This window comes from Aquabacterium sp. NJ1, from assembly GCF_000768065.1.
Classification (GTDB): domain Bacteria; phylum Pseudomonadota; class Gammaproteobacteria; order Burkholderiales; family Burkholderiaceae_C; genus Aquabacterium.
On record NZ_JRKM01000001.1, the window covers coordinates 89,286 to 114,165 of the forward strand.

Consider the following 24,880-nt stretch of genomic DNA (forward strand, 5'->3'; position numbering starts at 1 on the left):
GAGCGCCACCTTGAAACCCCGACAGTCCTCCAGGCTAGCAAAGGCTTCGGGAGTTGATCGCCAAGCTGTAGTGGTTGGAGAAGCCAAAGCCTTGACCAACATGGCCCATGCGCCCGACGCGCTTGCGACGGGCGAGCATCAAAGCCTGGCGGAGCAATTGTTTCGCTACCAGATCGACGTGGTTCAGCGCTCGATCCTGTTCATGGACACGCTGCGCCAGCGTGCCGACAACATGCTGGCCCACGAAGCGGCTGGGATGCCGCCCTTGCTGGATTTCGCGCACGAGGTGGTGCTGGACGCCAGACAGTTCGCTGTACCGGTGAACTACGCCTTGTTGCGCATCCTCCCCTCCAATGACGATGAGCCAACCAAGGTCTCGCCCGATCACCGGCCCATCCTGGTGGTGGACCCCCGTGCCGGTCATGGTCCTGGTATCGGCGGGTTCAAGCGCGACTCCGAAGTGGGCATGGCCTTGACCGATGGCCGGGCGGTTTATTTCGTAGTGTTTTTCCCCGAGCCTCGACCTGAGCAAACGCTGGCCGATGTCCACCACACCTTGCGCCGCTTCGTGGCAAAGGTGTGCGAGCTGCATGAGGGTGTGGCGCCGGCTCTGTACGGCAACTGCCAGGGTGGCTGGGCCGTGGCGCTGCTGGCCGCTGACTGCGAAGGCACCGCCGGGCCAGTGGTGATGAACGGCTCGCCACTGTCGTATTGGGCGGGGGCCTCTGACGTGAACCCCATGCGGCTGGCTGGGGCCTTTCTGGGCGGTGCCTGGTTGTCCCACTTCACATCGGACTTGGGCAATGGCCTTTTTGATGGCGCCTGGCTGGTGCAGAACTTCGAGAGCTTGAACCCGGCGCACTCGTATTTCACCAAGAACTACCAGTTGTTCTCTCAGGTGGACACGGAGCGTGAGCGCTTCCTGGATTTCGAGCGCTGGTGGAGCGGCTACTACTTCTTGAGCCGTGAAGAGATCAAGACCATCGTGGAGAACCTGTTCATCGGGGACCAGTTGGAACAAGGCCTGATGCGCATCTGCGAGCACTGTGTGGCCGACCTGCGCCGCATCCGTCACCCGGTGGTGATCTTTGCATCCAGCGCTGACAACATCACCCCGCCACATCAGGCGCTCAACTGGATTCCCGCTGTCTACCCCAGCACTCAGGCACTCAAGGATGCCGGGCAGCGTATCGTGTACCTGATCAATCGGCACGTGGGACACCTGGGCATCTTCGTGTCGGCCAGTGTCGCGCGTCATGAGCACCACGCGATCCTGCAGGAGTTGGAGCGCATCGAAACCCTGCCGCCCGGTCTTTACCAGATGGTCATTGACTCCGCTGATGAGTCAGAGGGGGCTCGCGGTGCGGCACGCGTGCATTACGAGGAGCGGCAGGTGGAGGATGTGCACTACGCCTACCCCAGGCAAGCCTTCGAGAAGGTGCGCCAGGTCTCGGAAATCAACGAGTCGGCCTATGCGAACTGGGTCAGCCCATGGGTGCGCACCTGGGCCAACCCTTGGGGTGCGGCCATCCAAAAGTGGATGCATCCCATGCGCGTGCAGCGCTATGCCTTTGCGACGGCGCTCAACCCATTGACCGCATCCCTCGCACCCTGGGCGGCCTGGGTCAAAGACAACAGACAGCCTGCTGAGCCCAGCAACGCATTCCTCAAAGCCCAGGTCCAAGCGGCCAAGGGCGTGGCCGATGTCATGGACAACGGGCGGCACCTGCGCGACGCCATGGGCGAGACCCTGTTCCAGCAGTACTTCTGCCAAGGCGTTCAAGACCTTTAACTCAACATTCCATTTGGAGCAATGACATGCGCAAGCTGATCGCCATCACGATGACCGCAGCGGCCCTGAGCCTGAGCGGTTGCGGCTACAACACCTTCCAAACCACCGACGAGCAGATCAAGGCAAGCTGGTCGGAGGTTGTGAACCAGTACCAGCGGCGAGCCGATCTGGTGCCCAACCTGGTCAACACGGTCAAGGGCGAGGCCAACTTCGAGCAGGGCACGCTGACCAAGGTGGTGGAGGCGCGTGCCAAGGCCACGTCCATCCAGGCCACGCCGGAGCTGGTCAACGACCCGCAAGCCTTCCAGAAATTCCAGCAGGCCCAAGGCGAGTTGTCTGGCGCCTTGTCTCGCTTGCTGGTGGTGACCGAGAACTACCCGACACTGCGCGCGAACCAGGGCTTTCGGGATTTGCAGGCTCAGCTGGAAGGCACGGAAAACCGCATCACCGTGGCGCGCAATCGCTACATCAAGTCGGTCCAGGACTACAACGTGACGGTGCGCACCTTCCCCTCGAACCTCACGGCCATGGTCATGGGCTACAAGGAAAAGCCCAACTTCGCCGTCGAGAACGAAAAGGAAATCTCCAAGCCGCCCGCTGTGGACTTTGGCGCTGCGGCCGGGGCGTCGAAGTGACACCCACCATGGCAAGGGCGCTGCTGCTTGCCATCTCGCTCTGGTGGTCGGCGCTGGCCGGTGCGCAAGTGCCCGTGCCGCCCCTGAGCGGGCGCGTGGTTGATCAAACCAGCACACTGAGCGCTGAGCAACAAGCCAGCTTGAGCCAAACGCTGCAAGCCTTTGAGACCCGAAAAGGCTCCCAATTGGCTGTGCTGATCGTGCCCACCACGGCGCCTGAGCCCATCGAGCAGTTCGCCTTGCGTGTGGCCGAGCAGTGGAAGATCGGGCGCAAGAAAGTGGACGATGGCGCCATCCTGGTGGTGGCCAAAGAAGACCGCACCTTGCGCATCGAGGTTGGCTACGGCCTGGAGGGCGCGCTCAACGACGCGACGTCCAAGCGCATCATCAGTGAGGTCATCGTGCCACGCTTCAAGCAACAGGATTTTGCGGGTGGCATCGCTGCGGGCGTCGATCAGATCATCCGCGTGGTCGATGGTGAACCTCTGCCTGCCCCCCAGGAGCGGCCCGACCAGGGGGCCAACGATGTGCAGCAGTTCGCACCCGTGGCGATCATCCTGGCGCTGGGCTTGGGCAGCATCTTGCGCGCCTGGCTGGGCCGCTTGCCCGGTGCCTTGGTCACAGGAGGCGTGGTGGCTGGGGTGACCTGGTTCATGGCGGGCGCATTGTCATTGGCCTTGGCAGCCGGGGTCATCTCACTGGTCTTCACGCTGGCTGGGGGCATGGGCTTGCTGGCGGCCATGGGCGGGCGCGGTCATCGAGGCTATGGCGGCGGCGGGGGCTTTGGAGGTGGTGGCGGTGGTTTCGGCGGCGGCGGTGCGTCAGGGAGATGGTGATGAGCAAACTCTCCAGGATCGTGTCGCACATGACGACCACACGCGGGTGTGTCCACCGGGCCTTTCCGCCCAAGTCCATGCACGCCATCGAGCAGGCGATCAAGGCAGCCGAAGTCGGCCATGCAGGCGAAATTCGCTTTGTGGTGGAAGGCGCACTCGATGGCTTACCTCTGCTGAGAGGTCAGTCCGCGCGTGAGCGGGCCATCGAGGTCTTCTCGCTGTTGGGCATCTGGGACACCGAGCACAACAGCGGTGTGCTGATCTACCTGTTGCTGGCCGATCGGCGCGTCGAAATCGTGGCCGATCGGGGCATCCATGCCCGCGTCGGACCAGGCGGTTGGGAGGCGCTGTGTCGGGACATGGAGGCTGCGTTTCGCAGCGACCAATACGAACAAGGCGCCATCACCTGCATTGGTGCGGTGGCGCAGCACCTTTCTCGGCATTTTCCTTCGCACGGACAACATGCCCACAATGAACTACCGGACGCGCCAGTGGTCCTGTGAGGACACGTTCAGTGTTGATTTGGCCATCATCCACAGCAGCATCCACCCTTGGCTTTGCCGGTGCTGCCACAGCCGCCAGATGGCTTGCCCTGCACAGGCAAGGCTGAGGTGGACAGCTTGGCCGGGTAGCCTGCCGCATTCAGGGCTGAGATGAGGGGCAGGCCATCGGTGGCCAAAGCACCGCTCACCTTGACGTGGCCGGACTGCAGGCTCACGTCCACGTGCTGCACGCCGCTCAGTGTCTGCAGTGCCTGAGTGACGTGCTTGACGCACGAGCCGCAACTCATGCCCTGGACTTCAAGATCGATGGTGTTCATGTTCAGGCTCCAATAGAAAGGGGAAAGGACGTTGTCCGGTAGATCAGCGGTAGCTTTGGTACACCGTGCTGCGGCCATCTGCTTGGACCAGCAACACATCATGGGGAACCAAACGGTTGCCATAGGCTGGACCATCCATGCCTGGCGACCCCACTGGCATGCCGGGCACCGTCAGGCCAACAGCACGGGGTTTTTCTTTCAGCAAGCGCTGGACATCGCGTGCAGGGACATGCCCCTCCAGCGCGTAGCCGCCGACGCTGGCCGTGTGGCAGGAGCCCAGCTTGTCGGGGATGCCCAGGCGCTTGCGCGCGCCGACGTTACCTGTCTCATGCACTCGGACAACGAAGCCGGCTTTTTCCATGTGGGCAACCCAGTCCTTGCAGCACCCGCATTGGGGGTCTTTCCATACTTCGACGATCGGGCCATCAGGCTGGGCCCAGGCGCCCACTGTGGCGAGGACCAATGCGCCCACCACCCACTGGCGGCGTTGCAATCCGACAAATCTGCGCATGCTGGATCTCCTGTTTGCTGGCGGCTTCGAAGCTGCGGATGGACACTGCTGGCTCTTCGGGCAGCATCCACGCGTCAGCACATTTGCAGGATAGGCTCGCGTAGTTATCTGCAGCATGACGCTGACATTACATTTGCTTCATGCAGGACCAATTTCCAGAAACCTCCAATGTCCAGGGCGAATTAGGGCGCATGCAATTGGCATGGCTGGCTGCCGCCATCCTGGTGGTGTCCACGGGTTATGGGGCCTTGATGCCCTTGCTGCCGACCTGGCTGGCGCTGGCCAGGCCTGGTGCTGCAGCCAGTGACATCGCCGACCATGTGGGGTTCATCACAGGGGTGTATGCGTTCGGTGTATTACTGGGTGCGCCATTTTGGGGGCTGGTCTCTGACCGCGTGGGACGCAAGCCGATCCTGATCATGGGCTTGGCGGGCTATGTGGCGAGCCTGCTCTTGTTGCTGGCGCCATCGTTGGCGGGGTTGTCGGGGCTGTATGCCTTACGGTGCACCAGCGGGTTCTTTGTGGCGGCGGTCATTCCCGTGGTGTCCGCCTTGATCGCGGAGCACACTCGGCCATGGCAGCGCGCACGGCGCTTCGCATGGCTTGGTGCCGTGTCGCTGATCGGATTCCTGTTTGGCCCCTGGTTGAACGCGGCGGCCGACTGGATCAGCCAGGGTGCCTTGCGCGGGATGTCGGCGCCCCAGGTCGTGGTGGTGCTCTCGGCTTTGCTGGGCGCTGCGACGATGGCAGGGCAGATCTGGACCTTGCCTCATTCGCCCGAGATACCGCCATCGCCCAGGCCTGAGCATGTCAGTGACAAGGCCGAAGGCTTCGCTGCGCTGTGTGGGCTCGACACCTTGGTCATGTTTGCCTTGTCGGGGTTTGAGGTCGGCATCATGTTGCAAGGTCAGCAGCATCCCGATCTGAGCTCGCGCCAGGTGTCCATGATGTTTGCCGAATGCAGCCTGGTGATGCTGGGTGTCAATGCAGTGCTGTTTTTCTCTGAACTGCTGGAGCGGACCGCGCCGCGCAAGCTTATCTGCGCCGGGCTGTTGCTGGCCATCACCGGTTTGGCCTTGCTTGCCTGGCATCGGGCCGAGGCCTGGATGTACCTGGGCGTCAGCCTGACTTCGGCAGGCACAGGCCTGGTGCTGCCCGTGATCGCCTATGTCGCGGCGGGCGCCGAGCGAGACAGGCTGGGCGTCACCATGGGCGGCCTGGCCGCCGCCAGCAGCGTGGGCCAGATCGTGGGATCGGCCGTCGGTGGATGGCTGTTCGGTGTTGCGGCCCAGCACAGCTATGGTTGGCTGACGGCGCCGTTGGTGGCGATACTGGCGTTGGTGCTGCTGCGGCCAGCCTTGTGGGCGCAGCAGCCAACCCCGCAGCCACAACCATAGCCACCTGCTTGATCACATGCATGACACCCTGACCGTCCTGATCGACCATTGGAAGAGCGATCCGCACAGCACCTACAACACCTGGTTTCTGTGGGAGGAGCGGCTCAAGAACTTCCGCTCGATCCGCCGAGGCATCGGACAGGTGGTTCGCGACATCGATGCGGGTACTTTCGGCAATGCCTACCGAGGCTCGTCTCTGGAGACGGTGGTGGGCTCAGTGGCCGAGCAGCGCCAGATTTTCAAGGGGGCTGACCACGCCTTCCTGTGGAAACCCAAGCTGCGCATTCCCGACATCTATGAAAACGCGGCCAACCAAAAGGCCTTTGCCCGTTTGCTCGACGCCTGCGATTGCTGCGACACAATCGAATCGATCATCGAGGCGATTCAGCGCATCGATGCGTTGCAGATCAAAGGGCTGGGTCCTGCTGTGGCCAACCTCCTGTACTTCATCCACCCCACGCTGGTTTCACCCTTCAACACCGCGATTGTCCGAGGCTACAACGCGGTGACGGGGGCCAATGTCAAACTTGGGCGATGGGACCATTACCTGTCCATGCGAGAGGGCTTGGTTCGGATCAACCAGGCGCACCGTCAACAACTGTCCAATGACCTGGGTGCGCTGGCCGGTTTGATGTTCGATGTGGGCAATGGCCGGTATGCCGCGCCGCCCAGGTTGGATGACCCGGATGCCATGTCGCAATCCAGAGCACTTTGGGAAGCCGATCTCAACAAGGTTCGCGAGGAATCGTCCGCTGCGCAAAAGCAGTGGCTGCGTGATGCGGAAAGCGATGCCACCCACACCGACATCCAGGGACGATTGAGGGACCTGGGCCTGGCCTTGGGCTTTGATGTCTGGATCGCCTCCAATGACCGTGGCCGCACCTACGGCGGCGGGCGCCTGGGCGATGGCTGCCTGGCCGATCTGCCCGTGAACGTCAGCACGCGAGGTGATGCGGTTCGCCTCATTGACGTGATCTGGCTGGAGAAGGGGGCCGCCAGCGTGGCGGCGGCATTTGAGGTGGAGCACTCCACGTCCATCTACTCAGGGATCGTGCGCATGCTGGATCTGGCCCTGGGGAGTGATGTGGGGGCATCCAGTGTCCTGTTTCTTGTCGCTCCCGACAGCCGACGCGACGAAGTCAAACAACAGTTGGCCAGACCTGCGTTCAGCCGAGTATCCGAGTTGGGGATCCGCTACCTGCCGTACTGTGAGTTGCAGCAGCACCGAGATGCCATTGCCCGCTTTGGCTCAGGGATCAAGCCGATCATGGAGATTTCGCAGCGACTGTGAGCGCAGCCATTCACAAGTGTGTGATGCATGAGCGGCGGTGAATGGTAGCTTGATACTTCCTGATCTGTACGGAACTTCAGGTTAACGAATGGCTCTATCCGCGATCTCGGATCCATCTCAAAACATCACGGAGCCCCATGAAAATCACCTTCTGCATTGGCCTTGCACTGGCCCTATCTGTGCCCACTTTGTCCATGGCCGAAGCCAGCAGACAAGAAGTGGTCGCCGCACGCGGTGCAGACGTCATGCCGTTCTCGCTCAAGGCCACCACGCATGTCTTTACTAAAACAGACCAAGGCGGCATTCAGCAAGTTGTTGCCAAAGACGTCAAGGACGCTCAGCAAGTTCGTCTGACGCGCGAGCATTTGCAGGACATTGCCGGGCAGTTTGCCAAGGGCGACTTCAGTGGCCCCAGCCATATTCACGGCAATGACATGCCTGGCCTCAATGATTTGAAACAGGCCAAGCCAGGCGAGATCAACATCCAGTACACCAGCATTGATGGCGGCGGGCAGGTGAGCTACTCAACGGCCAATCCTGCATTGGTGGGCGCCTTGCACAAGTGGTTCGATGCACAGCTTTCCGACCACGGTGCAGATGCCATGGAGGGGCACCATGACCATGCCCACATGCACGAGCATCATTGATGCCATCCCCGCGTCAAGCGGGTTCACACGCGGTCGCCCTGTAACCTGCTTGGCAGTCAGACGAAGGTGATTCGTTGCGCTCCGGTCGGGCGAGGCACAGTGTGGCTCACCTTTTGCGGAGCTTCATGAATGCGAGTGCCGATGGTGTGTGTCGGGGTAGTGAGCATGGCGGTGTGTCATTTTCTCATGCTGATGTGAATGTGCGTGCGGCTCAACGGCGTCCCATTCAAAATCATGCGTGTGCTGGTGGTGTGCATCGTGACGGTGCCCGTGTTCGTGGTGCAGCGCCATGTGTTCGTGTTCATGCGAATGGTGCTCGGTGAGGTGCAACCAAACGCCCAAACCCATCAGCGCGGTCGCCGCCCAGAAGATGCTGCTGGCGGGCTCGCCAAAAACGGCAATTGACATGGCTGCACCAACAAACGGTGCCGTAGAGAAATACGCACCGGTGCGCGCCGTCCCCAAGCCGCGCAGGGCCAGAACGAACAGCACCAGACTCAGGCCATAGCCCAGAAAGCCAATCAACATGGCCGATGACAACAAACTGGCAGTGGGCCACGCGGCGCCCAGTGCCAAACCCAATGCCGTGTTGACGCTCCCGGCCACAAGGCCTTTGCTGCCTGCAATGAACAAGGCATCGGACGCTGACACCTTGCGCGTGAGGTTGTTGTCGATGGCCCAAGCCAGACACGCTCCCGCCAAAGCCAAGGGGCCGATGCCTGTCACTGACGCTTCACCGGTTGGCCAAGCCAGCACGGCACCACCTGCCACGATCAGTGCCATGCCCAACACGATGCGGCGATCGGTGTTCTCACGGAACACCATCCACGCCAGCACGGCGGTCAGCACCGATTCCAGGTTCAGAAACAGCGATGCTGTGGCGGCTGTGGTGTGTGCCAGCCCGACCATCAGCAACAGCGGGCCCAGCACGCCACCAAAAGCAATAGCACCCAACAACCAGGGCCACTCGTTACGAGGCATGCCGGGTGACTGCCAACCTTTGTCGCGCACCAGGCGGACCAGCGTCAAACCCAGGCCGCTGCCCAAATAGAGCAACCCCGCCAGCATGAAGGGCGATGCGGTGGCAAAGTCTGCGCCGATGAGCTGCTTGGCAAACGGGGTGCTCGCGCCGAACAGGATGGCGGCACCCAAGGCAGGCCAAGCCGCACGGTGCAACCCAATCATGTGCTGCGCTTTCGGCACATGCAGTAGATGAACTGCTGCTCGGTACCAAAGGGGGGGTGGTGCACCTGCTCTTCGTGGGCCAGCAGGGTGAAGACCTCTCCGAACTCGGCGTGCAATTCGTCTGGTGCGTAACGCATGACTGGCAGGCCACTGCACTGTGTCGGCCCCTCGCTGCCAAACGTGGCCATGATGACGTGGCCACCCGGCTTGAGCGCACGCAAGACCTGCTCGACATATGCCTCACGGTCTGCCTGCGTCGTCAGAAAGTGGAACACGGCGCGATCGTGCCAGAGGTCGATGCTGTGGGCGGCGAAGGCCGCACGGGTGATGTCAGCCTCCATCCAGGTCACGCGATCCGATCTGGCTCCCAGGCGGTGCCGACTTTCTGCCAAGGCGGCAGCCGACAGGTCCAGCACCGTCAGGTTGGTGTAGCCATCGTCCAGCAAGTCATCGACCAGCGTGGAGGCTCCGCCGCCGACATCGATGATGGCCGCGCCTCGGTCGAGGCCGCTTGCCTTGGTCAGCCGCATGGACGTATCGGCGTGCTGCTGAAACCAGCTAACGCTGTCCGGCGCTTTGGTGGAATAGACCTTTTCCCAGTGCTCTTTGTTTTGCATGCAGCACTCCTTGGCGTGTTCAACCCAGATGGGTGTGTCTTTCAGGTTTGGCTTCGGTTTCCATGGCCGCCAACCCTTGCAGGATGCCGCACGATTGCACGGTTCGCTCGCTTTGACATCGCTGGCGCAATGCCGTCAGCTGTTGCTTGAGGTGGTTGAGCTCACGTATGCGTTCGTCAACGTGAGCGATGTGCTGATCAACCACGTCGTTCACCGCGCCACATCCTTGTTCGACCTGGTCTGCCATGCCCAGCAAGGTGCGGATTTCATCATGACTCATGTCCAGCGCACGGCAGTTGCGAATGAGCCGCAGGCGCTCCACCTGCTCGGGCCCGTACACCCGGAAGTTACCGCTCGTACGGGTGGGTGCAGCCAACAGGCCTTCCTTTTCGTAGTAGCGGATGGTCTCAACCGTGCACTGCGCAACCTGCGCCAACTCACCAATTTTCATGAGGACTCCAGAAACCCCTTGACTCTATAGTAGCTTCAGGTTGTGTAATGCGGTAAACAGATTCGCCATGACCATGCCTGCCCCACAAGAAAACCTCCCGTTTGACCGCAACCCAGATGACGGCCTTGCTCATGACGATGAGCCTTGCTGCGCTGAGCCAGCGCCACCTATTGCGTCCTGCAACACGGCGTGTTGTGGGCAAGATGCCCAACCCGCCAAGGTGACATTGGGCAAAGCTGCGGCCAAAGGCGGTTACACGCAAACGCCCATTCGCATCATGCAGATGGACTGCCCGACCGAGGAGGCGCTCTTGCGCAAGAGGCTGGGCGGCATGGCTGGAGTTTCGGGCATGGAATTCAACCTGATGCAGCGTGTGCTGACGGTGTCACACGAGCCACAGGCCATTGATCTCATCCTGGAAGCGGTTCGTTCTTTGGGGTTCACGCCAGAGGTCGTCACCGACGCCTCATCCGAGGCTGTTGGCACGCCAGAACCTGCCGAGCCATGGTGGCCACTCGCCTTGGCCGGAGTGGCGGCCATCGGCTCCGAGGCCGCCGTCTGGCTGGGGTTGCCCACATGGCTGCCTGCTTTGCTGGCATTGGCAGCGGTGCTCGCCTGCGGCATCGGTACCTACAAAAAAGGCTGGGTGGCCATTCGTCATGGCGACCTGAACATCAATGCCTTGATGAGCATTGCTGTGACGGGAGCGCTGGTGCTGGGCCAGTGGGCCGAAGCAGCCATGGTGATGGTGCTGTTCACGGTGGCGGAGTTGATCGAAGCCAAATCTTTGGACCGTGCGCGCAACGCCATCAAGGGCTTGATTCAACTGGCGCCAGAGCGTGCCTCCGTCCTGCAGGACGATGGCACTTGGCGGGATGTGGAGGCGAAGTCGGTCGCCATCCAGGCGCGTGTTCGCGTCAAGCCGGGTGAGCGCATTGCATTGGATGGCACAGTGGTCAGCGGTCGGTCAACGGTCAACCAGGCCCCGATCACCGGCGAGAGCCTGCCGGTGGACAAGGCACAGGGTGATGCGGTTTTTGCCGGGACCATCAACGAGTCGGGCTCATTCGAATACCTCGTGACGGCCGCAGCAGGCGACAGCACTTTGGCACGCATCATCCACGCGGTGGAAGAGGCTCAGGGTGCGCGGGCGCCAACACAGCGCTTCGTCGATCAATTCGCACGCGTCTATACGCCCGTGGTTTTTGCCATCGCGCTGGCGGTGGCGATCCTGCCGCCGCTGTTGATGGGTGCGGCTTGGTTCGACTGGGTTTACAAGGCGCTCGTTTTGCTGGTCATCGCCTGCCCGTGCGCGTTGGTGATCTCGACCCCGGTGACCATCGTGAGCGGCCTGGCCGCCGCCGCGCGCCAAGGCATCCTGATCAAAGGTGGGGTCTACCTGGAAGAAGGCCGCAAGCTGGTTTGGCTGGCCCTTGACAAGACCGGCACGATCACCCACGGCAAGCCGGTGCAGACGGACTTTGTCGTGTTGAACGGCCACAACGAGGCGGATGTTCGCAGCTTGGCCGCCAGTCTGGCCAGCCGTTCCGACCATCCCGTGTCACGCGCTGTGGCTGCAGCCGCCCAACAAGAAGGCATTGTCTTGCGAAACGTAGAGGGCTTCGAAGCGCTGCCCGGGCGTGGCGTCAAGGGCCTCATCGTCGGCAAACTTTGCTACCTCGGAAACCACCGCTTGATCCACGAGCAAGGCTGCTGCTCCCTTGAGCTTGAGGCGCGCCTGTCGGCATTGGAGGAGCAAGGAAAAACCGTCATCTTGCTGAGCGATGAGCAAAGCGTGCAAGGTTTGTTTGCGGTGGCTGACACGGTCAAGGACAGCAGCCGCCAGGCCATCGCCGAACTCCATGCGCTGGGCATCAAGACGGTGATGCTCACGGGTGACAACGCCCACACGGCCCGCGCCATTGCTGGGAAAGTCGGCATCGACGAAGCACAGGGTGACATGCTGCCTGAGGACAAGCTCAGGGCGATCGAGGGCAAGATCGGGCAGGGCGGTTCGGTGGGCATGGTGGGCGATGGCATCAACGATGCGCCCGCGCTAGCCCGTGCCGACATTGGCTTCGCCATGGGGGCAGCAGGCACGGGCACGGCCATCGAAACTGCCGACGTGGCCTTGATGGATGACGACCTGCGCAAGCTGCCACGCTTTGTGCGGCTGTCACGCCGCACCCATGTCCTGCTGGTTCAAAACATCGTGCTGGCTTTGGGCATCAAGGCTGTCTTTCTGGTCTTGACGCTGGTTGGCCTGGGGACCATGTGGATGGCCGTGTTCGCGGATGTCGGGGCAAGTTTGCTCGTCGTGGGCAATGGTTTGCGCTTGCTGCGTGCCCCCATTTCCCGCTGATGGGTTCAAGGGCCCTCACATCCCAACCGATATACTCAAACCTATGCGCCGCTGGATTGCCATCCTCTTGATGTTCGTGCTGCCGCTTCAACTCAGTTGGGCGGTAGCGGCGAACTATTGCCAGGACGAGCAAGGGCAGCACGCGCCGCATTTTGGCCACCACGGGCACCTGAATCACACGGGTGTGGAAGCAACGAAGAAGCTGGCCAAAGGCAAACAGCAGGCTGATCGCGATTGTGGCTGTGCTGGCCACTTGTGCGGCGCCCACTTGCTGCCCTCCGGCATCAGCGTGTTGCCAGATGGCGCTCACGGGCAGCAGCTCAATGCCGTCGTGCCTCGCGCCTACCAGTACCTTGATCCCCCCAGGATTGAACGCCCCAACTGGTCGGTCTTGCTTTGAATCGGCGAGACGATCCACCCTTCATGGTTTTTTGTTGAGGTGACGCGCCTGTTGGCGTGTACCGGCTCGTCGAACTCACCCTCGTTGTGTCTACAACCCGGAGAATTCGATGCACAGGCTATGGGTGCCGCTGGCGGCACTGACAACACTGACGACTGCAGTTTTTCCGCTGCAAGTCCATTCTCAAGTTTCTACCGACTCCAAAGAGGCCGCGCAGGCTGGGCATTTGCCTGAGCGCAGCGCGGACACCCCGGTACCTGCGCTGACGCTGGCTCAGGCCATGGCCTTGGCGTTGCAACACAGCCCGGAGTTGCGTGCTGCACAGCAGGACGTTCAGGCCAGCGAAGGCGCGGTGATCCAGGCTGGCGCACGCCCCAATCCAGAACTGCAGACCCTGATGGAAGACACCAGGGCGCAGACGCGCACAACCACCGTGCAGCTGGCCCAGCCAATTGAGCTGGGGGGCAAGCGTGCCGCACGCGTGTCGGCCGCACAACTGGCCCAGACTCAGGTCGGCATCGAATGGCAGGCGCGGCGTGCCCAAGTGCGCGCCGATGTCACCGAGGCTTTTTTTGCCTCAGCCATCGCTCAAGAGCGCGTGCGGCTGGCTCAAGCATCGTCTGAGCTGGCCGCTCGGGCCTCCCTGGCCGTGTCCAAGCGCGTTCAGGCTGGCAAGGTCTCTCCGGTGGAGGAAACACGCGCCAAGGTGGCTCAAGCGTCCGTGGATGTCGAGCTGCTTCAGGCGCGAAGCGAGTGGCGTGTGGCCCAGCAACGCCTTGGCAGCTTGATGGGCCAGTCTGCCTCAGACCTGGCACCCATCAACTGGGCGCCCTTGGTTGAAAGCACCGTCGCACTCAACCCAGCGTTCATGAACCAGCAAGCCGGTAGACTGGCCGACGCTCCCGCGTTGCGTCAGGCCCGACTGGAAGTGGACCGTCGACGAGCCCTGACCGATTTGGAAGAGGCCCGCCGCATCCCCGACATCACGGTGACGCTGGGTACCAAGCGCTCGGAGGAGCTGGGGCGCAACCAGGCCGTCATCGGTCTGGCCTTGCCGCTGCCCTTGTGGGATCGCAACCAGGGCAATGTCTTGCAAGCCATGCGCCTTCAAGACAAGGCCGAAGCGGACCTTGCCGCCATGCAGATCCGGGTGGACAACCAATGGACGCAGTTGACCGAGCGCTACCAGGCGGCTCACGCCGAGGTTCAGACTCTTCAGCAAGACGTGCTGCCCGGCGCGCAGAGCGCGTGGCAGGCCGCCGTGACGGGGTTCGAGCTGGGCAAGTTCAGCTTCCTGGAAACCCTGGATGCACAGCGAACCTTGTTCCAGGCTCGCGCCCAGTACCTGCGTGCGCTGGCTGAGATGCATCGCACCGCCGCCGACATCGACCGTTTGCTGGGCACAGAGGCTTCAGAAGCGCCTCCTGCCAGTTCAGAGAAAGCACACCAATGAATCCCCTGTTCAAGCGCCAGGCTGGGCGCATCAGCCAACCCCAACTCATTGCCATGGCCGTCATCGTTGTGCTTGGCCTGGTCGCTGGCGCCTTCGTGCTCAAAGGCCGCAACGATGGTTCTTCGGCCCCGGAGGGGGCTCGCCAGGAGCATGGCCAAGCTGAGGCAAAAAGCCAAGATGCCAAGGAGCCCAGCGAAGGCAAGCCTGCCCATGAAGATGCCAAGGAGCATGGCGATGAGGACCGCCATGAGAAGGCTGCCGGTCACGAGGGGGCAGAGCCACCCGTGGCCTTGAGCGCCGACCAGATCAAGTCGGCGGGCATTGTGGTCGAGCAAGCCGGTGCGGGGCGAGTTCGCACCGCGGTGCAGATGCCTGGCGAGGTGCGCTTCAACGAAGACCGCACCGCACACGTCGTGCCGCGTCTGGCCGGGGTGGTCGAGAGCGTATCGGCCAACCTGGGGCAGCAGGTCAAGAAGGGCCAGGTGCTGGCGGTGATCTCCAGCGTGGTCTTGTCTGATTTGCGCAGCGAGTTGCAATCAGCCCAGAAGCGCCTGGTCTTGGCCAAGACAACGTACGAGCGAGAAAAGAAGCTCTTCGAGGACAAGATATCGCCGCAGATGGACTATCTGCAGGCGCAGCAGGCATGGCGAGAGGCCGAGATCGCTGTGGCCAATGCAAGTCAGAAGCTCAAGGCTTTGGGCGCCTCGCCTGTGGCGGGTGAGCTCAATCGCTACGAGTTGCGCGCACCCTTCGATGGCATGGTGGTGGAAAAGCACCTGGCCCTGGGTGAGGCCGTCAAGGAAGACGCCCATGTCTTCACACTGTCGGACCTGTCCACGGTGTGGGCCGAGGTCAGTGTGGCCGCCAAGGATCTCGCCCTGATCCGTGTGGGCGAGAAAGTCGTGGTGCGCTCCAGCGCCTTTGAGGGCGTTGCCACTGGCACGGTGGCTTATGTCAGCGCCCTGCTTGGGGAGCAGACCCGCGCCGCGACAGCTCGGGTGGTTTTGAGCAACCCCAAGCTGGCCTGGCGTCCCGGCTTGTTTGTCAACGTCGAAGTCGTCGCAGGTGAGGTCGATGCACCCGTGACGGTGGCCTCCAGCGCCGTGCAGAGCCTCGAAGGGCGCGATGTGGTGTTTGTCGAAGTGTCGGGGGGCTTTCAAGCCAGGACGGTCAAGGTCGGGCACGCGGATGCGCAACGTACCGAAATCACCAGTGGGCTCAAAGCCGGGGACCGCTATGCCTCGACCAACAGCTTTGTGATCAAGGCCGAGGTCGGCAAGGCTTCGGCCGAGCACGACGATTGATGCGAGGAAATCAATATGTTTGAACGCATCATCCGGTTTGCCATCGAGCAGCGTTGGCTGGTCATCCTGGCTGTGTTGGGCATGGCCGCATTGGGGGGCTTCAGCTACCAGAAGCTGCCCATTGACGCCGTGCCGGACATCACCAATGTCCAGGTCCAGATCAACACGCAGGCTCCGGGGTATTCGCCTCTGGAGGCTGAGCAACGCGTGACCTATCCGATTGAGACCGTGATGGCGGGCCTGCCGGGTCTGGAGGAGACCCGCTCGCTGTCGCGCTATGGCCTGTCGCAGATCACCGTGATCTTCAAGGACGGCACGGACATCTACTTTGCACGCCAACTGGTCAACGAGCGCATCCAGGGTGCCAAGGAGCGCTTGCCACAAGGCATCGCGCCAGAAATGGGGCCGATTTCGACGGGCCTGGGCGAAATCTACATGTGGACGGTGGAGACCAAGGAAGGTGCCAAGAAGGCCGATGGCACACCGTACACGCCAACCGATTTGCGCGAGATCCAGGACTGGATCATCAAACCGCAATTGCGCAACGTGGCGGGTGTGACCGAAATCAACGCCATCGGTGGCTACGCGAAGCAATATCAGGTGGCCCCCTGGCCCGACAAGTTGATCGCGCACGGCCTGACCATGGCCGACGTGGTCCAGGCGCTGGAGCGCAACAACACCAATGTGGGCGCGGGCTACATCGAGCGCCGGGGTGAGCAGTACCTGATCCGGGCGCCTGGCCAGGTCCGGGGCGTGGCGGACATCGGCAACATCGTCGTGAAACAAGCCGACAGCGTGCCCATCCGCATCCGCGATGTGGCCGATGTGGGGTTGGGTGAGGAGTTGCGCACGGGGGCGGCCACGGACAACGGCCGCGAGGTCGTGCTGGGCACCGTCTTCATGCTGATTGGTGAGAACAGTCGCACGGTCTCTCTGGCCGTGGACAAGCGGATGGCCGAGATCAACAAGACCTTGCCCAGCGGCGTTCACGCGGTCACGGTCTACAACCGCACCGACCTGGTGGACAAGGCCATTGCGACGGTCAAGAAGAACCTCTTTGAAGGGGCGGTTCTGGTGATTGCCATCTTGTTCTTGTTCCTTGGCAACCTGCGCGCAGCGCTCATCACGGCCTTGGTGATCCCGCTGTCGATGCTGTTCACCTTCAGTGGCATGGTCAGTCAGAAAGTCAGCGCCAACCTGATGAGCCTGGGGGCCTTGGATTTCGGGATCATCGTGGACGGCGCCGTCGTGATCGTGGAGAACTGCGTGCGCCGCCTGGCCCATGCGCAGGCCCACCATGGTAGGACACTCACGCTCAAGGAGCGCTTTCATGAAGTGTTTCTGGCCGCGCAAGAAGCTCGCAGGCCACTGCTGTTTGGGCAGTTGATCATCATGATCGTCTACCTGCCCATCTTTGCGCTGTCGGGTGTGGAGGGGCGCATGTTCCACCCGATGGCTTTCACGGTGGTGATGGCCCTGTTGGGGGCGATGATCTTGTCGGTCACGTTCATCCCAGCGGCGGTGGCACTGTTCATTGGCGACAAGGTGGCCGAGAAGGAGAACGCCCTGATGCAAGGCGCCAAGCGCCTGTATGCGCCTTTGCTCGCAAAGGCCCTGGCGGCCAAGCCGGTGGTGCTGACCTTGGCGGTGGTCATGATTGCCTTGTCGGGGGTGGTTGCCTCGCGCATGGGCAGTGAGTTCGTACCCAGTCTGAACGAGGGTGACTTCTCGGTACAGGCCTTGCGTATTCCAGGCACCAGCCTGACGCAGTCTGTGGCCATGCAGCGCCAGCTCGAAACCCACCTGAAGGCCAAATTTCCCGAGATTGAGCGTGTGTTTGCGCGCACGGGCACGGCAGAGGTGGCTACCGATCCGATGCCGCAAAACATCTCGGATGGCTACGTCATGCTCAAGCCCACGGAGCAATGGCCACAACCGCGTAAGACGCGCGATGAGCTGATTGCCGCTGTTCAAGAGGAAGTGGCCAAGCTGCCCGGGCAGAACTACGAGTTCTCGCAGCCGATTCAGATGCGCTTCAACGAATTGATCTCAGGGGTGCGCAGTGACGTGGCCGTCAAGCTGTTTGGCGATGACATGGAGGTGCTCAACACCACGGCCAATCAGCTCGCTCAGGCCTTGCAACAGGTGCCCGGTGCGTCAGAGGTCAAAGTGGAGCAGACCACGGGGCTGCCCATGCTCACCGTGGACATCGACCGCGAGAAGGCGTCTCGTTACGGCCTGAACGTGGGAGACGTGCAAGAGACCTTGGCCATCGCCTTCGGTGGGCAAGAAGCAGGCACCTTGTTTGAAGGCGACCGTCGTTTTGGCATCGTTGTGCGCCTGCCTGAAGGTGTGCGCACCGATCTGGATGCGATCAAGCGCCTGCCCATTCCCTTGCCAGCTAAAGACATACAGGCCGGTGGGGCTCGTTTCATCCCATTGTCCGAGGTGGCGGCCATCGACTTCGCGCCAGGCCCCAACCAGGTCAGCCGCGAGAACGGCAAGCGCCGCATTGTCATCAGCGCCAATGTGCGAGGTCGTGACATCGGCTCGTTTGTCGGCGACGCGCAAAGCGCCTTGCAGCAGGTCAAGATCCCGCCGGGTTACTGGACCGTCTGGGGCGGTCAGTTCGAGAACCTGCAGTCTGCCCGCCAGCGCCTGATGGTGGTGGTGCCAGTGTCCTTGTTGCTGGTCTTCACCTTGCTGTTCGCAATGTTCCGCGACATCAAGGACGGCTTGCTGGTGTTCACGGGCATTCCCTTTGCGCTGACGGGTGGCGTGCTGGCACTGTGGGCGCGGGGCATCCCGTTGTCCATCTCTGCTGCGGTGGGCTTCATCGCTTTGTCTGGCGTTGCTGTGCTCAATGGGCTGGTGATGATCTCGTTCATCCGCAGCCTGCGAGACAATGGATACGGCCTTGATTCGGCCATTGAGGAAGGGGCATTGACTCGCTTGAGGCCCGTCCTGATGACCGCGCTGGTGGCATCCCTTGGTTTCATCCCCATGGCCATTGCCACTGGCACAGGCGCTGAGGTGCAGCGACCGCTGGCCACGGTGGTGATCGGAGGAATCTTGTCTTCGACCATCTTAACTTTGCTCATGCTGCCAGTGCTCTACCGCTTGGCGCATGGTGGCGATGAGGACGAGCCCGAAGGCGGCCCAGAGGTGCGCCCAGGAATTGGGGCACCTCTGGCAGGCGAGTTGAAGACGTAAATGCGCATTTGCATTTAACCGACTCACCTTCTGTGATCAAGGAGAGAGCCATGACCAAGATATTGACCTGTGCTTTGGCCGGTGCATCGTTGCTGATGACGGCCTGCGCCTCCACCGAAAACGACCCATACAGTTTCAACAATGGGGGGCGTCACGCCAAGGTATTGGAGGTCGGCGTGACACGAACTGCGGAACGGGTGGTCAGAAAAGACTGCCGCGAGGAACTGGCGCCAGATCCACTTCACGCTCGCTATGCGGTGGTTTCCTACAGCTTCGGAGGTCGCTCAACATTGCGCGCCAAGCAGATCGTTGCCGTGCCGAGTGACTTGGTTCTGACGGTTGGAGATCAGGTTGATATCAACATTGTCGATTGCAGCCAGCCTGTTAGATTGCACAACGCTGCTCAGTCGAGCGATGAGGATGCGTTCACCGCGAACAGGCAGGCCGTGCTCGACCAAATCGTCGCCCCTTACTCAACTGGAGTTGCGCGTTGAGGGCTGCTGCAACATTGTTCGTGGTAAGCGTCGTCCTGATTACCGGGTGCGCGAACATGCCAGGCAATAGCGCCAGTGAAGCCAAAGAGCGCTGCCATCGGCGAGGCGTGGTGAAAACATGCGTTCCCATTTCGCCACTTTCTTCGGCCCAGATCGCTGAAGTGCGTCAGCTTCGGGGCACTTCCAAGGTAAACAGTCGCATCGTCATCATCAGGAATGACTGGTTTGATGTGCATGGTCATGCCGCAGTGGACCTGGACGGGAGTCCACTGGTGGACACCATTCCTTTCTCGACCATGGCGGTTGATATTGATCCCGGTGAGCATGTGCTTCAAGCTGGCCCAAAGACAAGTGCAGGGCTGCCATTGCGTCTGTTCAGCAAGCCTGGTGAGGTGGCTGTGGTGCGCTTGCGGCGCTCGTTCAGCAGGCAAGACTTTTTGGGCTTTGCACTGGAGCAGATTGACTCCCATGAAGGTTTGCGGCTTGTTCAAGAGTGTTCGGTTATAGCCTTCCTTGATCGTCGAGTTGGAAGTTCCAAGTGAACCAAGACAGCCTGAACCACACCGCACAGCGCCACATGGACGAGTATGAGGAGTTCAAGCTCGCGTCGTCTGGCGGACGTGTGCCGCCTTGAGGCAAAGCAAAGTGCTCGACATGAATTTAGATGAGAATTACAATCATTCGCATTGATGTTGTTGGGGGATTTCTATGCTTTGTCGGGCATCCTGTTCTTGGCTGCAGGCGCTGCTGCTGGTAGCGTTTGCAGTCGTCGGTGGGGCCGCACACGCTGCAGACGCTACTGAGACCAAGGCCAAGCAAGTCTGGCAGCTTCTGGACTACGTGGCCGTCGATTACGGCGGTGCGGTGAACAACGGCGCAGTGCTGAAGGCTTCGGAATATGCGGAGATGCAAGAGTTCGCGGCTTTGGCCGAACGTCAGTTGGACGAGTTGCCAAGCCATTCCAACAAGGGCCGTTTGCAACAGCAGGCGGCAGAGCTACGTCGAGCGGTAGCGAGCAAAGTCGATTCAGCCTCCGTGGCGCAACTGGCGCATGCGCTGTCCAGTGCTGTACAGGCGGCATATCCATTTCCGGTCGCTCCCACCGCCTTGCCGGACTTGGCTCGGGGTGCGCAGATATTCCAGGGGCAGTGCGTGGCATGTCATGGACAGCAGGGACATGGCGATGGCCCATTGGCTGCGTCGCTGAGCCCCAAACCGACCGCGCTGGCCGAACACCTGCGGGCGCGGGAGCGCAGCTTGTTCGCATTGCATCAAATCATTACCACCGGCGTCCCGGGTACTGCGATGCAAAGCTTTGCTGCACTCTCGGACGAAGATCGTTGGGCGCTGGCGTTCTTTGTTGGTACGTTGCCCTATAAGCAGAGCGACAAAACCGAAGGGGCGAAGCTCTGGCACGCCAATGTCCAAACCCGTCAAGCGATTGCCAATCTGGACTCTTTGACGCAAACATCTGAGCATGTATTGGCAGATAGGTTGGATGAACCCACAGCTAGAGCGCTAACCGCCTATCTACGCGCTAACCCAACTGCGTTGGAAGCAAACCAGAAAGGTACGGCAATAGCCAAGACCAAGCTCGGAGAGAGCGTGATTGCATTGCAAAGCGGGAATCGCGCGGCTGCGGCCAAGTTGGCTTTATCCGCCTACCTTGATGGTTTCGAGCCTGTCGAACCTGCGCTTGCCACCCGCAATCGCCAGTTGTTTGAAAAGATCGAAGCCGCGATGGTGTCTTATCGAGCGTTGGTGGCAAACGGCACTCCGACCGAAGTGCAGGCTGCGCATCAACGGTTGCAGGGCATGCTCGATGAAGCAGATAAGGTACTCGCTCCCTCGGAGAACGATGCGGTCGCGGCTTTTATTGGGGCTCTGACTATTTTGCTCAGAGAGGGCTTGGAAGCTTTGCTTGTGGTGGTTGCCATGCTGGCCTTTCTCAAAAAGGCTGAGCGCAGCGATGTCGTGGTTTATGTGCATGCAGGATGGGTGGCCGCACTAGCGGCGGGTGGCATCACTTGGGGTGTCGCGACCTATCTGGTCGGCGTCAGTGGCGCCAGTCGGGAGTTGACCGAAGGTCTTTCTTCATTGTTTGCGGCTGTTGTTTTGCTCGGCGTCGGGATGTGGATGCACAACAAAAGCGTCGCTGGTCGCTGGCAGATTTACCTCAAGGAAAAACTGTCGTCGGCACTCAACAAGCGTACAGCGTGGTTCTTGTTCTCGTTGGCATTCGTTGCGGTGTACCGCGAGGTGTTCGAGACGGTGCTGTTTTACACAGCCCTTTGGTCAGAGGGAAATGGATGGCCGCTGCTTGCCGGTTTGGGGTCAGGCATGGCGCTTTTGGCATTGCTGGCTTGGGTGCTGCTGCGCACCAGTGCTCGGTTGCCGATTGGTCAGTTTTTTGCGGTGAGTTCCACACTGGTAGCCGCGCTCTCGGTGATTTTGGCCGGCAAGGGCATTGCAGGGCTGCAAGAGGCTGGGCTGGTACATGTCAATTCGATGGCAATTCCTCGGATCGACTTGCTTGGCATCTATCCATCGTGGCAAACGGTGCTGGCCCAGCTTGCTGTTTTGCTCGTTGTCGTGGTGGCGTTCGCTATCAATTTTCGTTCGGCAAGGCAGCCGACCATGCGGCAAAACTGATTCAAAGTGCCTCCCAAGCTCTCACATTCACGACCCCTATTCGCTCAAATGTGGTTAATCGTTGACTTTCTATGAAAGGTACCCTTGGTATGAAATATCTTATTGGCATGATTGCTACAGCGCTTGCACTCGGGGGCTGCGCGGGCTGGAAACCAATTCCTGTTGAGGCTGAAGGCCGTTTGCGCGCACAGGTCTTGGATATTGTGGATAGCAAGGATTTCGTAGGTCCGGTTGCAAAAGACTGCCGCCAGTACGGTGATCGGAATTCTGGTCAATTCGCACTTGTTGTTGTGGAGGAACTGACGGGGGTGCCAAAGACAAGAAACAAGTGGATCGTGCCCATTAAGCAGGGGCAGACATTGAAAGTCGGCAATTTGGTCTATGTCAGCGGCTGCCTCGACGCTCTCTTGGTCGAATAATTCTTGCTACTACGGTGGTGATGGGTGGGGTCTTGTCGTCATCGAAGCTGACAACGCTTAACAACTCGGCCTCTCAGCGTGTCAGTGAATGCATGAACCGTTGATCTAGGCGCTCCCAAGGGCTCGCAATAACGACCCTGGCCTTTTTCATAACCATTTGGGGAGCGCAAGAAGCGGTGTTGGGGGGCAAAGACGGGCGGCGACGATTGATTACCTAAGGAGTTTGCCTTTCAATGCTTTGGTCCTGCGCTCACGGCAGCAGCGCCACGCCGCATTGCCCCCAAAGTCCTCGCAAATACGCCTTGAAAACCGCCAGTTTGGCGCAGTCCGACGCGTCTTTGGTCTAGGGGCAGGCACCTTGAGTGCCTGCCTGATCTCTGCTCAGAGGTGGGCCGGAGCAAGAATTGTTAACTGAGGCTTCATTTGGTTTCAGGAGCCGCTGGCGGGGTGCTCTGCCAGCGTTGATGCCACAACATGTGATCCATCATCATTTGTTGCATGGGCATGTATCGGTCCATCATGTATTGGCGCTGCTTCATCTGTTCAGGCGTGAGCCCGGAGTAATAGCCTCGCATGTGGTCCCAGCCCATCATGTTGCCACCCATCATCATGTGGCCGCCACCCATCATGCCGGCGCCACCAAAACAGCCATTGGGGCCCCACATGCCATCCATGGTGCTCATGGCCGCTTGCATCGAGTTCCAGTGGTCCTGGAGCAGCCGTTGGCGCTCTTGAGGATCTTGGGTTTGCCGGATTTTGTCCATCTGCGCTTGCATCTGCTGCATGTGCGTCTGGATTTGGCTCATTTGCTTGTCAAACTCAGCGGGGTTTGGTGGTGTGACTTTTGGGGCCACAGCGGCCTTGTCCGCGCTTTTGTCGGTAGCTTTAGCGGGCTGCGCCAGAATGGGTGAAGACAATGTCAAAGCGGCCAGAGAGATCAACGAAATGGCCGGGATGGAAGGTTTCATGATTTGTCGCTCCAATGACAGAGGGCTATGGACGAGGAACCAACTATTTGCGCCAACAACACGCTCCATACACCTTACTGCATTTTCTGGCTCAGACAAAGACTCGCCCGGGATGCTCTGATCCAGGTCATTTTTGTGGCTGAAGCGCGATGATGGTCATGCCCAGCAGGGCCACGCCTGCTCCGATGAGGTCCCATCTTGACGGGGTGATGCCATCCACCAGCCACAGCCAAGCCAAGGCCACTGCGATGTAGACCCCGCCGTAAGCCGCATAGGTTCGCCCAGCTGCGCTGGGATGCAGGGTCAACAGCCACGCGAACAAGGCCAGAGATGCCGTCGCCGGGACCAGCAACCACATGGGCTTGCCCTGCTTCAGGACCAGCCAAGGTAGATAACAGCCCAGGATCTCAGCCACAGCCGTGAGGACGAACAGCAAGATGGTTTGCAGCATGGCATCGGAGTAGTTTTGGGTGATTGGGTTTCCCGGCACTTGTGGCGTGCCGCGGCAGCTAAGGTGCGCCGCATGTGCCGATCTGCCTGCCGGCGGTTTTGAGTCGACCGGCAGGGCAGGCACACGCTCACAAGGTCACTTTACAGCGCTCACCATGTAGCCTTGCCCCATGGGCGTGATCTCGAACTGGATCTCCTTGCCGACAGCCAGCTTGCTGAAGAGAGTCTTGTCGTGGACCAGGAAGGCCATGGTCATGGCGGGCCAGTTCAGCGTACTGACGGGGGCATGCGCGATGGTCACTTTGCCGCCTTTGAGATCGATCGCTTTGACGACGCCGTGGGCCGTGTGCGTGGCTTTGGGAGCAGTGGACGTCTGGGCAGGCTTGTCCATGCCCTTCATCCCTTTCATGTCATCGCCCTGTGCCATTGCCAATGTGGCGGCGGGAATCAGGCTGATGGCGACCAGAGATTGCAGTGTGTTCTTGATCATGAGGTTCTTTCAATGGTTGGTATGCGATGGGTGAGTTTGGTCAGCAGCACCATGATCTGGTTGGCGAGATCTGCTGGCGCCGCTGACGGAGTGGCTTAACGAGAGAGGCGACTAGGCGCGACATACACCGTGATGGGTTGTGCGGCAAAGTCCGAGGGCGCGATGTCACTCAGGCTGAAGGGCTTGAGGGCGTGCGCGGGGGCTTGCCAGGTGAATGTCCTGGTATTGCCGTTGACCTGGCTGACGAACTGGACGACTTCCAATCGCTTGACGTTGACCCACTGTGTTTGCGGGGTGATGTCAATGGTTCGGTCCGCCTGTACCGGCGCGGGTGTGTGCGTCATGTCCATCGCGTGAGAGAAGGACGGGCGACGCACTTCGGCTTGTGCAGGGGCCAACGCTACGGTGGCAATCGCGATGGTCGCGGCAATCAGGTATTGGGTGGTTTTCATGATGTGTTCCTCAGAGGATGTGGATGGTGTTTTCGATGAAA

The 24,880-nt window shown here is 60.7% G+C and carries 25 protein-coding genes; 16 read left to right on the forward strand and 9 right to left on the reverse strand.

Translation table 11 applies throughout. From position 1 onward, the window contains the following. The first annotated feature begins 100 nt into the window (after positions 1-100). Genes JY96_RS00455 through JY96_RS00470 form a run of 4 tightly spaced genes read left to right on the forward strand, consistent with a single transcriptional unit; the run spans position 101 to position 3,766 of the window. Positions 101-1,792, forward strand: coding sequence for a DUF3141 domain-containing protein (locus tag JY96_RS00455; RefSeq protein WP_235334006.1), 1,692 nt, complete (start codon positions 101-103; stop codon positions 1,790-1,792). Between the two features lie 26 nt (positions 1,793-1,818). Then, entirely contained in the window at positions 1,819-2,427 is a 609-nt protein-coding gene (locus JY96_RS00460; RefSeq protein WP_035033996.1) for a LemA family protein, read from the forward strand. 8 nt (positions 2,428-2,435) lie between these two features. Beyond that, positions 2,436-3,263, forward strand: a complete 828-nt coding sequence (locus JY96_RS00465) for a YgcG family protein (protein ID WP_052162846.1) — start codon at positions 2,436-2,438, stop codon at positions 3,261-3,263. Continuing rightward, positions 3,257-3,766 carry a TPM domain-containing protein gene (locus tag JY96_RS00470; protein ID WP_035033999.1) on the forward strand — a complete coding sequence of 170 codons (510 nt, stop codon included), beginning with the start codon at positions 3,257-3,259 and terminating at the stop codon, positions 3,764-3,766. Before JY96_RS00465 ends, JY96_RS00470 begins: the two co-directional genes overlap by 7 nt. A gap of 26 nt (positions 3,767-3,792) precedes the next feature. On the opposite strand, the gene JY96_RS00475 is transcribed toward JY96_RS00470, so the two are convergent. Both JY96_RS00475 and JY96_RS00480 read right to left on the reverse strand, forming a co-directional pair. Next, a complete protein-coding gene (locus JY96_RS00475) occupies positions 3,793-4,083 on the reverse strand; it encodes a heavy-metal-associated domain-containing protein (protein ID WP_035034001.1) in 291 nt (96 codons plus the stop codon). A 43-nt stretch (positions 4,084-4,126) separates the two neighbouring features. Further along, positions 4,127-4,594 (reverse strand): DUF411 domain-containing protein, encoded by a 468-nt coding sequence (locus JY96_RS00480; protein ID WP_035034004.1) that lies wholly within the window; start codon positions 4,592-4,594, stop codon positions 4,127-4,129. 191 nt (positions 4,595-4,785) lie between these two features. On the opposite strand from JY96_RS00480, the gene JY96_RS00485 reads away from it, so the two are divergent. The 3 genes from JY96_RS00485 (at position 4,786) to JY96_RS00495 (ending at position 7,929) form a co-directional block, all read left to right on the forward strand. Then, positions 4,786-5,991 (forward strand): MFS transporter, encoded by a 1,206-nt coding sequence (locus JY96_RS00485; protein WP_235333806.1) that lies wholly within the window; start codon positions 4,786-4,788, stop codon positions 5,989-5,991. Between the two features lie 16 nt (positions 5,992-6,007). After that, positions 6,008-7,282 (forward strand): hypothetical protein, encoded by a 1,275-nt coding sequence (locus tag JY96_RS00490; RefSeq protein ID WP_035034007.1) that lies wholly within the window; start codon positions 6,008-6,010, stop codon positions 7,280-7,282. Between the two features lie 194 nt (positions 7,283-7,476). Then, complete coding sequence (locus JY96_RS00495) at positions 7,477-7,929, forward strand: aspartate carbamoyltransferase (RefSeq protein ID WP_235333807.1); 453 nt, start codon at positions 7,477-7,479, stop codon at positions 7,927-7,929. A 123-nt stretch (positions 7,930-8,052) separates the two neighbouring features. Here JY96_RS00495 and JY96_RS00500 read toward each other — a convergent pair whose 3' ends face one another. Genes JY96_RS00500 through cadR form a run of 3 tightly spaced genes read right to left on the reverse strand, consistent with a single transcriptional unit; the run spans position 8,053 to position 10,182 of the window. Beyond that, a complete protein-coding gene (locus JY96_RS00500) occupies positions 8,053-9,114 on the reverse strand; it encodes a DMT family transporter (RefSeq protein ID WP_035034013.1) in 1,062 nt (353 codons plus the stop codon). Continuing rightward, positions 9,111-9,731 carry a class I SAM-dependent methyltransferase gene (locus tag JY96_RS00505; RefSeq protein WP_035034015.1) on the reverse strand — a complete coding sequence of 207 codons (621 nt, stop codon included), beginning with the start codon at positions 9,729-9,731 and terminating at the stop codon, positions 9,111-9,113. Before JY96_RS00505 ends, JY96_RS00500 begins: the two co-directional genes overlap by 4 nt. A 19-nt stretch (positions 9,732-9,750) precedes the next feature. Next, the gene (gene cadR, locus JY96_RS00510) at positions 9,751-10,182 is read right to left on the reverse strand and encodes a Cd(II)/Pb(II)-responsive transcriptional regulator (RefSeq protein WP_035034018.1); all 432 of its coding nucleotides are present in this window, start codon (positions 10,180-10,182) and stop codon (positions 9,751-9,753) included. A gap of 73 nt (positions 10,183-10,255) precedes the next feature. Between cadR and JY96_RS00515 the strand changes: the two genes are divergently transcribed. The 9 genes from JY96_RS00515 (at position 10,256) to JY96_RS00555 (ending at position 22,479) form a co-directional block, all read left to right on the forward strand. After that, complete coding sequence (locus JY96_RS00515) at positions 10,256-12,544, forward strand: heavy metal translocating P-type ATPase (protein WP_369796183.1); 2,289 nt, start codon at positions 10,256-10,258, stop codon at positions 12,542-12,544. A 43-nt stretch (positions 12,545-12,587) separates the two neighbouring features. Next, the gene (locus JY96_RS00520) at positions 12,588-12,944 is read left to right on the forward strand and encodes a hypothetical protein (protein WP_035034023.1); all 357 of its coding nucleotides are present in this window, start codon (positions 12,588-12,590) and stop codon (positions 12,942-12,944) included. Between the two features lie 226 nt (positions 12,945-13,170). Next, positions 13,171-14,397: a TolC family protein gene (locus JY96_RS00525; RefSeq protein WP_235333808.1), complete on the forward strand. Its 1,227-nt coding sequence runs from the start codon at positions 13,171-13,173 to the stop codon at positions 14,395-14,397. After that, a complete protein-coding gene (locus JY96_RS00530) occupies positions 14,394-15,701 on the forward strand; it encodes an efflux RND transporter periplasmic adaptor subunit (RefSeq protein ID WP_035034025.1) in 1,308 nt (435 codons plus the stop codon). The genes JY96_RS00525 and JY96_RS00530 overlap by 4 nt, the downstream gene beginning before the upstream one ends. A gap of 15 nt (positions 15,702-15,716) precedes the next feature. After that, positions 15,717-18,914: an efflux RND transporter permease subunit gene (locus JY96_RS00535; protein ID WP_035034030.1), complete on the forward strand. Its 3,198-nt coding sequence runs from the start codon at positions 15,717-15,719 to the stop codon at positions 18,912-18,914. Positions 18,915-18,964: 50 nt separating this feature from the next. Continuing rightward, positions 18,965-19,408: a hypothetical protein gene (locus tag JY96_RS00540; RefSeq protein ID WP_152606317.1), complete on the forward strand. Its 444-nt coding sequence runs from the start codon at positions 18,965-18,967 to the stop codon at positions 19,406-19,408. Between the two features lie 56 nt (positions 19,409-19,464). Continuing rightward, a complete protein-coding gene (locus JY96_RS23035) occupies positions 19,465-19,950 on the forward strand; it encodes a hypothetical protein (protein WP_152606318.1) in 486 nt (161 codons plus the stop codon). 166 nt (positions 19,951-20,116) lie between these two features. Beyond that, entirely contained in the window at positions 20,117-22,060 is a 1,944-nt protein-coding gene (locus JY96_RS00550; RefSeq protein ID WP_035034038.1) for a cytochrome c/FTR1 family iron permease, read from the forward strand. 89 nt (positions 22,061-22,149) lie between these two features. Beyond that, positions 22,150-22,479, forward strand: coding sequence for a hypothetical protein (locus JY96_RS00555; protein WP_035034040.1), 330 nt, complete (start codon positions 22,150-22,152; stop codon positions 22,477-22,479). A 419-nt stretch (positions 22,480-22,898) separates the two neighbouring features. Here JY96_RS00555 and JY96_RS00560 read toward each other — a convergent pair whose 3' ends face one another. From JY96_RS00560 to JY96_RS00575, 4 genes are all read right to left on the reverse strand, one after another. Beyond that, on the reverse strand, positions 22,899-23,447 hold the full coding sequence (locus tag JY96_RS00560) for a hypothetical protein (RefSeq protein WP_035034042.1): 549 nt from the start codon (positions 23,445-23,447) through the stop codon (positions 22,899-22,901). Between the two features lie 127 nt (positions 23,448-23,574). Continuing rightward, positions 23,575-23,898: a YnfA family protein gene (locus JY96_RS00565; RefSeq protein WP_035034044.1), complete on the reverse strand. Its 324-nt coding sequence runs from the start codon at positions 23,896-23,898 to the stop codon at positions 23,575-23,577. 135 nt (positions 23,899-24,033) lie between these two features. After that, complete coding sequence (locus JY96_RS00570) at positions 24,034-24,387, reverse strand: copper-binding protein (RefSeq protein WP_035034045.1); 354 nt, start codon at positions 24,385-24,387, stop codon at positions 24,034-24,036. A gap of 95 nt (positions 24,388-24,482) precedes the next feature. Beyond that, positions 24,483-24,839, reverse strand: coding sequence for a CzcE family metal-binding protein (locus tag JY96_RS00575; protein WP_035034047.1), 357 nt, complete (start codon positions 24,837-24,839; stop codon positions 24,483-24,485). Positions 24,840-24,880 lie beyond the last annotated feature (41 nt).